The sequence below is a fragment of the Stieleria bergensis genome (genome assembly GCA_007745635.1).
Taxonomy (GTDB): domain Bacteria; phylum Planctomycetota; class Planctomycetia; order Pirellulales; family Pirellulaceae; genus Stieleria; species Stieleria bergensis.
Genome location: CP036272.1, coordinates 3,213,602 through 3,226,099 on the forward strand (window position 1 = coordinate 3,213,602; position 12,498 = coordinate 3,226,099).

At 55.0% G+C, this 12,498-nt stretch carries 8 protein-coding genes; 2 read left to right on the top strand and 6 right to left on the bottom strand.

Features of this window, described 5'->3' with window-relative positions; all coding sequences use genetic code 11:
* Nucleotides 1-46 precede the first annotated feature (46 nt).
* Nucleotides 47-280 carry a hypothetical protein gene (locus SV7mr_RS11070; protein WP_145271947.1) on the top strand — a complete coding sequence of 78 codons (234 nt, stop codon included), beginning with the start codon at nucleotides 47-49 and terminating at the stop codon, nucleotides 278-280.
* Nucleotides 281-419: 139 nt separating this feature from the next.
* Here the strand turns inward: SV7mr_RS11070 and SV7mr_RS11075 are convergent, their stop codons facing one another.
* The 6 genes from SV7mr_RS11075 to SV7mr_RS11100 form a co-directional block, all read right to left on the bottom strand.
* Nucleotides 420-1,928, bottom strand: coding sequence for an outer membrane protein assembly factor BamB family protein (locus SV7mr_RS11075; RefSeq protein ID WP_145271949.1), 1,509 nt, complete (start codon nucleotides 1,926-1,928; stop codon nucleotides 420-422).
* The gene (locus SV7mr_RS11080; RefSeq protein WP_145271951.1) at nucleotides 1,925-4,441 is read right to left on the bottom strand and encodes a virginiamycin B lyase family protein; all 2,517 of its coding nucleotides are present in this window, start codon (nucleotides 4,439-4,441) and stop codon (nucleotides 1,925-1,927) included. The genes SV7mr_RS11075 and SV7mr_RS11080 overlap by 4 nt, the downstream gene beginning before the upstream one ends.
* Complete coding sequence (locus tag SV7mr_RS11085) at nucleotides 4,438-6,549, bottom strand: sulfatase family protein (protein WP_419188395.1); 2,112 nt, start codon at nucleotides 6,547-6,549, stop codon at nucleotides 4,438-4,440. The genes SV7mr_RS11080 and SV7mr_RS11085 overlap by 4 nt, the downstream gene beginning before the upstream one ends.
* Nucleotides 6,539-7,738, bottom strand: a complete 1,200-nt coding sequence (locus tag SV7mr_RS11090) for a DUF1559 family PulG-like putative transporter (protein WP_145271953.1) — start codon at nucleotides 7,736-7,738, stop codon at nucleotides 6,539-6,541. Before SV7mr_RS11090 ends, SV7mr_RS11085 begins: the two co-directional genes overlap by 11 nt.
* Nucleotides 7,739-7,938: 200 nt before the next feature.
* Nucleotides 7,939-9,165 carry a hypothetical protein gene (locus SV7mr_RS11095; RefSeq protein WP_145271955.1) on the bottom strand — a complete coding sequence of 409 codons (1,227 nt, stop codon included), beginning with the start codon at nucleotides 9,163-9,165 and terminating at the stop codon, nucleotides 7,939-7,941.
* A gap of 591 nt (nucleotides 9,166-9,756) precedes the next feature.
* Nucleotides 9,757-11,403, bottom strand: a complete 1,647-nt coding sequence (locus SV7mr_RS11100; protein ID WP_473163687.1) for a DUF1254 domain-containing protein — start codon at nucleotides 11,401-11,403, stop codon at nucleotides 9,757-9,759.
* A gap of 325 nt (nucleotides 11,404-11,728) precedes the next feature.
* Between SV7mr_RS11100 and SV7mr_RS11105 the strand changes: the two genes are divergently transcribed.
* Nucleotides 11,729-12,337 carry a nitroreductase family protein gene (locus SV7mr_RS11105; RefSeq protein WP_145271958.1) on the top strand — a complete coding sequence of 203 codons (609 nt, stop codon included), beginning with the start codon at nucleotides 11,729-11,731 and terminating at the stop codon, nucleotides 12,335-12,337.
* Nucleotides 12,338-12,498 lie beyond the last annotated feature (161 nt).

A 12,498-nucleotide genomic window follows, 5' to 3' on the forward strand; every position in this document is an offset into this window, starting at 1 on the left:
TACATTCCGATTTTCTAACTTTGTTTCTTCTTATAGCGAGTGAGTGATGGCGTCTCTCTCTTTTTTACTCTTGGCGCGACGTGGTATTGGGCGAGCAATTGGCAATCTGATCGAGGGAGTTTCGGCAGGCGAAACCTGGGCGATTGCCACCGTCGCTGTGATCGGTTTGGTGATTGTGGGTTTTGTCGCCCTGAAGATCTTCCAGGCCTCGCAAGAGGCCGCGTACCAGGACGACGATTTTGAACTCACCGCTGAAGAGCAGGAGCTGCTGAATCGATAGTTTGTTCATGGGACTCAGCCCCACGGTTCAGATTCTGTCAATATTGTCCCCGTCCCGGGGACGCCAGCAAATGGATCGCTCAGCAAGTGGCGGAGCCAACCACAGGATTCACTGGTTGATTCAGCGCATGACAGATCGCTCACTCTTGATTGGCGAAGGCATACAGGGCCGAATGAGTGCGAACATACAGCACACCCTCGACGACAGCCGGCGACGCATAGACTGATTCGTTCAACCGGTTGGTGGTCAGGATCTTGGCCCGATCACCGATTTGAACGACGGTGATGTCACCGTTTCCAGCGACACAGTACATTCTGCCATCGCAAATCAGTGGCGAGGCATAATGTGTGCCACTGCCCCGCGTGCGAGTTCGAAACAGGCGCTTTTCGGTTGCAACGTCGATCCCCGTCAAAATGCCGCCGTTTTTGACGACATACACGTTCTTGCCGTCACTCACCGGGCTGGGGACTTCTGGAATGCCGTCACTCGCTAACGTGCGAACCTTTCCTGCTGGAACGAATCCTTCGCTTTCGATAGGAATGGCTAGCAGGCCGTGAGTTTCATAACCAGCCCGAAACTTCTCCAGTTCCGTAACCGTTCGTTTCCACTCGGATGCGTCGATCTGCTGATCCTTGTTTTTGTCTGCATGTCGAAAGGAAACGGGAGCGCCGTTAAGTGCCGCTTCGATGCCTTCTGGTCGGTGAAAGATCCAAAGCTTGGGGAATTCCGACTTGTTGATCGTTTGATCGGAGTCCTGATCATGTTCTTCGATGAGTTCGGCAAAACTGGGGAACGGGGGCCGCAGGTCGGCTTCACCGAGTTTGTTCCACGCCGCCACAACGACCTCGTTGCCGACAATCACCGGTGTGCTGGTGGCCGTCGTTGCACACTGAGCGATCCAGAGCTGTTGTCCAGAGTTCACGTCAAAGCACTGTACCGACCGCGCGGTGTGGCAAATCAAACGCTCGCCGACAATGATCGGGCAACTGGTGCAAGCCATTTCGCCTGTGAATCGTTCCGACTGGGGAACCTTCCACAAGTCACTGCCATCCTGTTTACTGACACAGAGCAGGTAATGATCGACGTAGTTGCCTCGATAAAGCACCACTCGATCACCGGCAATCATCGGAGAGGTTGCGTTACCGCCAAAAGACTTGGTCATCGGCAGGCGGCGTTCCCACAGCAGTTTGCCAGCATGGTCGAAGCAAACCAATCCGTAGGAACCAAAGTATGCGACGACACAGGTGTCATCGCAGCATGGTGAGCTACTGGCTGGATCAAACGCTGGATGTCCCTTTTCGAATTGCTCGACCTTTAGTGGGCGCTGCCAAAGAATGTCGCCACTGATTCGGTTGAGGCAGACCACCGAGACGGTCGAATCGTCTTCTTGAGAGGTGGTCAAGAAAATGCGATCGCCAGCCACGCACGGGGAACTATGCCCAGGGTCGAGGTCCGTTTTCCATTGCACATTGGTTTCGGGACCAAATTTAACGGGGGCGGAGCCGTTGCCGATGCCGTTTGAGTTGTTGCCACGAAACTGAGGCCAATCTGCATGCGCGAAAAGGCCGGCGCTGCACAGGAATCCGATCAGCAGACATTGAAGAGAGAGGATTGAGCCGCAACGCGGTACTGTGGGAGAATCGCTCATTGCTGAACCTCGTGTTTCGATTGTAAGTACGCGAGCAGATCTAGAATTTCTTGCTGGGTGAAGGTATCAAGTAACCCCACGGGCATGCTGGAGACCTTTGCGATTTGACGATGTTCGATCTCAGCGATTGGGACGACCACTGACTTTTCTGGCTTTAGTAGGTTGGGAATGAGAGTGAGTTGAGTGTCATTCTGTTCGGTAACCAGTCCGGTCAGAAGACGACCATCGGACAACAAAATTTGTTGGGTTTGAAACTCCTGATGGATTTCAGTCGAAGGGTTGACCATTTGCTGTAGCAATTTGCTGCCGGTAAAACGTTTGGTGACCTCGGTAAGGTCGGGGCCGTATTTCGATCCTTCGCCAGCGATTGCATGACAGCGACTGCAGGTTGCCTGTTCAAAGACTCGTTTGCCGGCTTCGATGTCCCGTCCCACCAAGCGTTCGGCAGCATTGCCAAAGTAGTGATGCTGCCATTTCTTGATAAAACGTCGAGGCTGGTCTGGCGAAGCGGTCTCGGTCGCAACATGGTCAAGGATTTTGACGAACATTTCGCCGTCTCGCTGCCGCTGGGGATGCGACTGGCGGAATTCATTCCAAAGGCTTCCGATTCGGCTTCGTTTCGGCTCAGGCAACGTTGTCATCTTGGCGTCAACGTATTGTTGATGCGGTTGAGAGAGATAGGATTTGGTCAGAGTCCTTTGGTCGATTTTGGCCAGCAGCGCCGCGTTGGCCGAGGGGCGATTGACATGGGGGGCGGTCGCCAAGTTGCCAATCTCGTGGGAACCTTGATAGGTTTTGGGACGCAATCGAATCGAGCCCTCGGTTGGCAAACTCTTTGGCAGCGTGATTTTGATCACTGCTCCCACGCCTCGTTCCATGTGACGTGCAGGACCGGATGTGCTGGTCCAGACGTTGCCTTCATCATCGAACTCAATTTCACGCGTGTAAGAAACTCGGGTCGGCAAACGGATTTCGGTGAGGGTTTCTGACGTTGGATCGAAGCGGTTGATGGTGTCGTTGCCGGTGCCGCAAATCCAGACGATGCCCTCTTTATCCACGTTCAATGCATAGGGGATTTGGTTCTCTGCATTGGGAAGCTCATAGACCGTCCAGATTTCGGTAGATGGATTAAAACTGGCAAACACGCCGGAGCCAAAGCCAGGAACCCAGACCATTCCATCTGGGGCGACATGCAGTCGTCGTGGGCCTCGGAACGGTGGGTTCCACTCTTTGACGTCACCGTCTTGGGCATTCGGGTCGATGCGGCCAATGCGATTCGCGTTCAGTTTGGAATACCAAATCATGCCGTCCACGGGCGAGTAATCGATGCCGTAGGGTGTCACGCCGCGAGCCTCACCTCGACCGGCTCCGACGGCTTGGCCAGCGCTTAATAACTTGTACTCTTTGACGACGTGCGTCTGGGGATGAATGGAGAAGCAGGAGTTTGTGCCAGCGTCTGTGTACCAGATCAGCCCCTGAGGATCTTGGGGATTGATGCGCAGCGTGTGCGGATAGTTGCCGCGTCGCTTGGGAGCTTCGGCACTGCTGTGGATTTCAAACTGCTCGGTAGCAATGTCGAAACGCACCATCTGACCGCTGGCGCACATCGTGGTCCACAGACTGCCATCGTTGGCGGTTTCAATCGAGTGTGGTGCATAGGTGCGAGCGGGGAATGGATAGGGCGTTTGTTTCCCTGTTTTGGGATCCAGTGCAATCATGCGGTGTTTGCTAATGTTGACCGCGTAAACTCGACCATCGACGCCGATTTCCAAATCGTGAAAGGAGCCTTCCAAGGGTTCATCGAGTTCCCACATGGTGATTGTCGCTGCTGCCGAAGCGCCTGTCGGCGGCGGCGGGGGATCAAACGCCGGCCAACGATTGACGGCGTCGTCTTTGTAGGTCTCCATCAATCGTTGGACGATCGTTGACTGGGTGTGCGGATAGAGTCCGCCAAATCCATCCATTCGCCGAATCATGGTTTGCCAATCGACGGGTTCTTCGGGCGTGCGAAAGCCAAGTGTCCCGATTTGATGGCAATACGAGCACATCATTTTGAAGTTCAGACGATCGCGTGGGTGTTCGAACGCCAACATGCTAAACGCGCTATCGGCGGTTCGCTGAAGTTCTAGGTCACGGCCCGTTGCCGGCTCGGATTGAATCTGAATCGCCGGTCCACCAATCTTGACGTCGCTAAGCCATTGATCGGTCATGCCCATTAAACGAGTGCGTAGACTGTGCGGTACATCTCGCAAGCCTTCGATGGAGAAGCGGCCATTGGGATCGGTAAAGACGGAGGTCCATTTTCGTTGTTCGGCGTCAATGGCCGAGACCATCACACCGCCAACACCGTTGCCCTCTTTGTCCACCACATGTCCGTCAATTGACTTCTTGGCTCCGCCCAGTGCAAACGTCGGTGAGGCCGATTGAATCAGCAGCAGGAATGACAACCCGCTGATGACGATCGTTGCGATCGTTTGACAGCACTGTGAACGGTCGCGAGGTGTGTGAGTCACTGGAGGTCTCCTGTGATATTCAGGACTTTGGCGTCAAGGATTTGTTGGCGAAACGGCTGGTCTGGTAAATCATCGAATGTTTGCAACAGCGAAACAATCTTGGACAACCCGTCCTCGTTCAGCTGGATGTCTTGGTGCGTTGCATCGTTTAGGATGCTTGCAAGCTGTGCTTTGGTGATCGCCGGCCCACGCAGTGTTGGGACCAGCGGTTCGGCTTCGGGGTGATCCAGGTTTGGCAACTGATGGCAATGAAAACAGCGCCCGGCACCCGCTCTCGTGCGGCCATCTAAGGCGATCTTAAAACCCGCGTAGGCCTGACCATCCATCAGTGGAGGTAGCTTGATTAACACGCGTCCCTCTTGATTGGCAAGGCGACCTAGGATTCGGTCGCAGAGTTCCTCATGCGTTTCGCCCTGCTCCAGCTCGGTGGGGATTCGATTGACGTACAGGAAAGCATCGAAGCCCGATCGGTAGGAAGACTTGAGACGATGAACTCGCAGTGGTTTGGGGGCACCGCTGCTGTCGGACCAGTCCACTGCTTCGTCCAAGGCATCGTAGGCCAAGGCCTGTAAACGCTTCTTGAGCTTGTAATGGACGACCGGAAGACGCACGGACAGATCCTGTTGCTGCCCTGGATCGTCGCTTAGGTCGTAAAGTTCGAAACGATCAAAGGACGATTGTTTTAGGCCCGGAATCCAAGACTCGTGGAACTGGTTCAAACGGATGAAGCGTCCTCGTAGTTGCTCTGCTTCGCGATCGTTGAACCCTTCGAAGAGTTGCTTGTCAAAGGTGCTGCCTCTTGTCTCTGATTCGAAGATGCTCTTGGAAATCAAGAGTTCTTTGATCTGTTGCTTGATCGCTGTGATGCTTTGTTCGTCTTTGGGAAGTGCACCTTGGCGGTACGCGACCAGTGAATACTGCTGGTCACGAATGGCGATCGCCGGTCCCGATAGCGGAAGCATCCAAAACAGAGGCTGATGTCGCTTGAACTGACCCTGGTGGCCCCGAAGCAGGTTGCTGAGGTCCGTTCCATCAAGGTGCCGGTCGGGTAACTTAACATTGGCAGCCTGAGCGATGGTCGGTAACAAATCCACTAAGCCCGCGGGTTGATCAATCACTTGACCGTTTTGCCAATGCCCAGGCCAGGAAAAGATTCCCGGGACGCGGATGCCGCCCTCGTAGTTGGTGCCTTTCGTGCCGCGAAGATTCCCGACACGATCGCTGCGATAGCTACCGTTATCGGAGGCATAAATCACAAGGGTGTTTTCGCGGCTGTCGACCTCTTGAAGCTTCGCCAGCAAACGGCCAATGGCTTGGTCGGTGTTGGCGATCGTTGCAGAGTAGACAGCAGCCGGATCGCCGGTGTCGCCGTACTGAGCCGTCAAAGACTTAGGAGCAGCCAGCGGAGCATGAGGTTCATGAAACCAGATGTTCAGCAAGAATGGCTTCGCCTTCGCAGGGCGGTTGTCTAACCAACCGATGGCATCATTCACGACGATGTCACAGGCATAGCCCTCAAGTTTCCCAGTTGCGTTTCCGTTGCGAATGAAATTGACCGGGTGATGGTGGCTGGGCTGAGCGTTGTTGGCGGTCGCAAACCAATAGTGGAAGCCCTGTTGATCAGGCGTCGGTTTATCTGGGTGAGCGTTCGTTGGCATGCCAAGATGCCACTTTCCGAAGTGCGCCGTTGCGTAGCCCGCAGACTGCAGCATTTCTGCAATCGTGATTTCCGATCGTGGCAGGTGAGCCTTTTGATCATGATCGTTAATCCAGCTGTAAATCCCGCTTCGCAGGTTGGTGCGACCGGTCAGCAGCACGGCTCGTGATGGCGAGCAGACGGCGGCTCCAGAATAAAAGTTGCTAAACTGCACGCCGTTTCTCGCCAGCGTATCAAGCACTGGCGTTTTGACGGGACCACCGTAGCACCCAAGGTCTTGGTAGCCTAAATCATCGGCCAGCAAGATCACGACGTTGGGTTGCGATGCTGGTGCCAGAGCGGTGTTGAAAAATAGTAGTGATAGAACCAAGCCGGCGCGCATCAATGCTGCTACTGAAGAGACGTGCGGTGGGCATAAAGGGGACTGACAGTGTTTCATGTTACAGTTCATGGTCGATGACTTCTCGAGAGGCTCTGGTTCCCATGGCTCCCCAGGTGCCGTAGGGGCTGGGCAGTCCCGGTCGCGACGAGGTCACCACGGCGGCCGTGTCGTCACCGGCGTCGATCGAATCCGTGATGAACTGCACAGAACCGTCACCCATCAAGACGGTGACGCCGCCGGAGTGCCGGCTGCTTGCCGGCGCATGACCTCCAGAACCATTGCCACCACCAAGACAGAGTTCGTTGTTGGGGGGAAGCGTTGTGTTGAAGCCACTGTATTGTGGCCGCCCATCTGCCCAGCGAAAACCGCGACCATTTTCGGAGCCGCCGGTGTTGGTGAAGGTCGATGCCCAAAAACGTGGGCGTTCTGGGTCGATGTCAGGTGCGCAGATTCGCGGCGTGTCGTGAACTCCGTTGGGAGCCCAGCCAGAGTTTAAGTGTGGCGTTGTGCGCACATCACGATCACCCAAATCGGTCGCAATTTCAGCACAGGCTAAGGTGTTGGATAAGCCATCCAGAACGTCGCGGAAGGACATCTTTCGCCTCGGCACGAACATGCCCCGGCATGACCCACTGGTGCGCGTCGCTTGCAGTGAATCCGAAACCCAACGTCCCGCCCCAGCCTCCCAACGCCAGAGACCCGTTTCCACCCAGTCAGTGCTGTCACCGAAACAGGCGGCATAGTTCGTGCGAGAGAACGCCGGCAGGCCTTGGCCGGGATCACTGGGACAACGCAAACTGGGGAGTTGCGTTCGCCAAGGCGCGTAGCTTTGATCGCCTAGGTCCGATCCCATCGGTGGAAATGGAGGAAGAAGCGGCGTGATACCATCCAGATCCAGGCCGTAGGGATTGCGAATCTGTTCCCAAAGTGGGCCGGACTCCAAGAACGGCAGCAAGCCAACAAGGAAACCTTGATTGAATCGGTTGGTTGCTCGATCGCGTTCGGCTCCCGAGTAAACGCTGTTATCACGCGGGTTGTAAGTGCCGCCAATTTGAGTGGGCAGTTGTTTGAAGGCCGTCTCGTAATTCTGCAAAGCAATCCCGAGTTGTTTCATATTGTTGCTGCAACTCATCCGCCGCGCCGCTTCCCGAGCTGCTTGGACGGCCGGCAAGAGCAATCCCACCAGGACTCCGATGATTGCGATCACCACCAGCAATTCTACCAGGGTGAATCCGTTGCGCTTGGCGGGGGAATGCATGAAGGGGCCTGTGGCGGGTGGGAAGGCGGGAGAGCTCGCAATGATGCGACCCGTATTAAAGACCTCACCGGTCGACCTGAAGTGGACAAAAAAGGCTTGAGAACCCGACAGGAAACGAGAGATTGTTGGCAAGCCTCGATCAGTTGGCATTCAGTGCCAGCGGACTTGTACTAGATGAACGGGCACACGTCATGGTACCGCTACTTGGGGATCTCGCCCATCACAGGATCGTTCTTTGTACCAGCGTCTTTTTCGAAATCAAAACGAGGGTCGTTTTTGACGGCGTTCACGACGGCGCTGGCTTGCTCGTCATCCGGTTTTTCAATGGCCTCATTGAGGCTGTCGAATGTATCAGCCTCCTCTGTGGTGCTCTTCTTGTCGTTGGCCAGCGTTTCCGCGTTCGCTTGGCGAGCAGTGGTGACGGCCGTCAGTGCGCGCTGGAAGTCCTTGGCAAGATCCAGTCCCAGTTCTTTCATTTCAAGGTTGTGCTCACCGGTCAGAACAATAAAACCAGTCTGCACGGTGGTTAAGGCTTGATGGTATTGATGAGAAACGAAGATTTGATCCGCGGTCAGTTGTGCTCGTTCTGCGGCTCGCTTCTCTAGCTGATTGATGCTGATCCGAACCTCGGATTGGATGGGCGAATAGATTTTGCTGATTGCGTTCAGGCGATCTTCCTGGTCTTCAGTGGTTTGATTCGAACTCTTGTCGGCTTTCAAGATTTGTTTCGCGATCAAGCGGTTGATGTGCCTCCATTCTTCGATCAGATCGTGATCGATCGTCTCGGCCTCACTATCTGGGGTTGCCAAGTCAACGTTGGCTTTGGTGAGGTAATCGATCGCGATCCGGTGCGCAACAGCGGCGTTCTGGAGGTCCGCAAGTTTGGCTTGTTCTTCGGCAGGCAAGTCCGCTATCAATCCGGCAATCTGCTGGGCCTTTACTGGCGAGGGCGCCGCGAATCTTTTCAGTGGCGTCAGCTTGTCGGATTCTTCCTCGTTCAACGCTCTGGATAGGATGGCGCGTGCTAAGAATTGTTTGGCGTTCGCGGCGGCTGTTTGAATGTTGTCGACGAACGCCTCGGCGTCATCTTTGGTTTCCAGCGAGTCATAGGATTGCACGAGGGCTTTGTCGGCCGCCTTGATTTCTTCCGCTAAATCCAACGGCGAGATCATTGTATCGGGACTCGGCGACATCCAACCACTGACCAGGATCGCCAATCCGACGGCTCCCAGTGCAACGGCAATGCCAGCTCCAGTTAAGGCAATCGCCAACCAGCGATTCTGTGCTTGCTTCTTACGTGAGACGCTTCGTTTGCGAGGCTTGGCGTGGATGACCAGCTCTGCTTCGGATTTGATACCAAGTCCCTGCGGTTTTTCGTCAAAGTCATCAACCTGTTGGGCTTTTCGCGCTGATGAGGCAAGCGGCACGGTGTCAGTTCCCGGTGCATTCGGCTGAGGAACGGGAGGAACGGGGACCGCTCCGAGAGGTGCTTGGCCAAGCGGTGGTGCTGCTGGCGGAGTGGGAGGTGCCGGTGAATGCTGGAGTGTCGCTGGTACCGGGGCTGTGCCAAGTGGAGTGGATGGGGACGGCGAAGTAGGTTGCGGAACGGGCGGGGTCCCAGCGGCGGTGCGTGTTGCCTGAGACGCCGTTCCAGATTTGGCTGACGCAGAATGCGCCGATGAAGAGTTTGCTGCGGTGGCACTGGGTTGAGTGGTTGGACGAAGCCGAACCGCGAACGTGTGACCACAGGGTTCGCATTGCAGATTGACGCGTGAAGCATCAACTTGCGGCAAGATGACCACAGAAGAGCATTTGGGGCATTTAACGCCGCGAGGCTTGGGCTTGGACATGATCGTTTCAATTGGGGCAGCAAAACGTGATCGCCGCCCACACCTAGCGGAACGATCAACCCCAATTGTAACAGAGTCGGAGAGCCGCCGCCAACAGTTTGCTTACGACGTGGAGCCGTTTGCAGACCGCTGTTGTCCCGATCAAGGTTGTCGCATACTGATGCGATGTTATTCCACGCGCTGGAGTTCTCCCGGGCGCCAGGACTTGTCAAACCAGGATTGTTCGGGCCCATACAGACGCAGGATGGTGAACCAGCCCTTACCCGGACGGGTTTCGATCCAGTTATCTTCCTGGCCTTCAGGGGCTTTGGGCCCAAAGTGCAGATCAACCGAGCCGTCTGCATTGGTTTGCAGGTTGTCTCGTTTGTTGTTCTTGCTGGGGAACGGCTGACTGGTTTGCAGTTCGGAGCGGGTTTGTGGATCATACACCACCACCGACCAAAAATCCTTGGCGGGAACGCCAGCGGGAAGACGCAATCGGTAGTTCTTGTCCCCGATCAGGTATTGCTTTTCCGCATCGGTCGCACACAGCGCATACTGCGATCCCTTACCGACCATCTTCATCGCCATCGCGGGCGTGTTGACGGTTGCCATGTAAAAGAACATGCTGCGCGCATCCAGGTTGCGGCCTCCACGGCCATTGTCGCGAAGCCATTGGTAGTCACCACCAACAAATGCCGTGAACCATCCGCTGTTAGGGTAGAGAAACACGTCATCACCGCGGGGACGCAACCAGATGGATCTGGCTGTTGCGTTGCCGATGGCAACCGAATCAGTCAGGATCTTCTTCATGCGAGCATCGGGTGCGAATGGTTTTCCTTTTTCGATGCCAATGGATGAAGCCTGTCCTCGCAGTTCAGGATCCAACATCGACACCGGTTCGCGCTGGATCACATGGTCGATCTCCTCGTAGAAGCTGAATTGGTTGGAGTGAATGGTGTTGAACGATTTCTTGGATGCGTTAATGAATTCCATTTTCGGTGGATTGTTGGCCCGCGATAGCGGATAAACCTTCAGTCCTTGTTTGAACATTTGCGTGGCAACATCTGGCTTGCCGTCGACCAGAAAGCCACGCAGAATCAGCCAGTTCACATAGCTTGTTGACTTGGACACATAGTAGGTCTGGCCGTCAACTTTTGCCTCCATGCCACCGACCGGAGGGTTCAGGTCGCTCGTGTCATCGGGGGGCAAGATCAAGTACTTGCCGCCCTTGCCTCGGTCGGGGCCAGGAATTCCCATGTCGGTGACAAAGCGGAAGAAGGCATCATTCACGGTGCCAGGGCCGCACTTGGCTGGAATCTCCACAACGGTCGGGCCATCCGTTTTGAGATTCATGAACACCGATACGTAAACCGTGTCAGTGTTTCCCGTCAAAAAGAACGGGTTGGAATCCATCAGGTCTTCCAGGATCACGCACTGGTTGCTTTTCAAGGCACCGATGGATTCGGTCCCAACGCGAAGCGATTCCAAAGAGGCGGCTGGAATGAAGTTTAGGAAAACCTGGACACCTCGGTTCAGATCCAGGTAGTCATAGACCAATTCGGTAGTCTTCTCGTCGGGTAACCCATCAAAAAACTTCAGCGTTCCAATCGGAGTTTCGACTCGGTCCGGTGTCAGGATCTCGGCCGGAACTTCGGTGTTATAACCCTCTGTTGCTTGCCCCAGGGCAGTGCTGCTGAAAGGACCGATCACGAACTGGGCCACGAACAGGGCCAGGGCCAAGAATGAATAACGCATTTCGATGTCTGATTGCTGGAGGAAATCGTGGGAAAACACGGCGAAGCCCAAGCATGGTTCGGCCACTGGACTGATCATGCTAGATCATAGCACGGCGTCATGACGCATCCATGAAGATTGGTCGTGTCAGGAGGAGAGCGTCGTGCTTGGATTGTTGGTGATGACGCACAGCCAGGATCTGCTGGCGACAACGTTGGGGGAGAACCCAGTGTTGTGAACCGTGGTTTGGGGGCTTTCCCTTTCCAAACAATGGTGCAGTTTCGTTACACTTTGGCGGACTCGATTTGCGTTTGACCAATGTCGATAACGGATCACTTGCTGTGGTGTTGCCGCTTGTGTGTTCCCCCGGGACGCAAAATTTGTCCCTTCAAACCCTGCTGATTTAAAAGAGAGAGAATCCATCATGGATGTCATCGATGCCATTTACAAACGTCGCTCCATCAAACAATTTGATCCCGACCACAAAATGAGCACGGAGGAAGAAACTCAGCTGCTAGAGGCCATGATTCAGGCGCCCACCAGTTTCAATATTCAGCACTGGCGTTTTGTGATTCTGCGAGACCCGGAATTGCGAGCGACGATCCGCACCGAGCTTGGAAACGATCAAGCACAAATGACGGACGCTTCTCTATTGGTCTTGTTCACTGCCGACACCAAAGCTTGGGAAAAGGCCCCCGAACGCTATTGGCAGAACTCGCCCCAGGCCGTTTCGGACTTGCTGGTCGGTTGGATGGGGCCGTTTCATGAAGGTCGCGAGTGGCTGCAACGCGATGAAGCGCAACGCTCCGTCGGAATGGCCATGCAAACACTGATGTTGGCCGCTCAAGATCTGGGCTACCAGTCTTGTCCGATGATTGGATTTGACATCGACAAAGTCGCGGAGCTGATAGGATTGCCCGACGATCATGTCATGGGACCAATGGTTGCAGTCGGCAAAGGCACCAAGGACGCGTGGCCAAAACCGGGACAATTACCTTTGTCTGAAGTCGTTTTCGAAAACAAGTTTTCTTGAATTCAAGTGAGCGCTGCGGTGAGCCTCCCGCAAGCGGGAGCGGGAGGGGAGTGCCGGGATAAAACCGGATTGAGATAGGGAATGAAAGTGTCCTACGTAGAAAGTCTAGCCAACTGCTATGGCCTCCATCGGAGGTGCAGAGAGGGTAACCGATCTGTGCT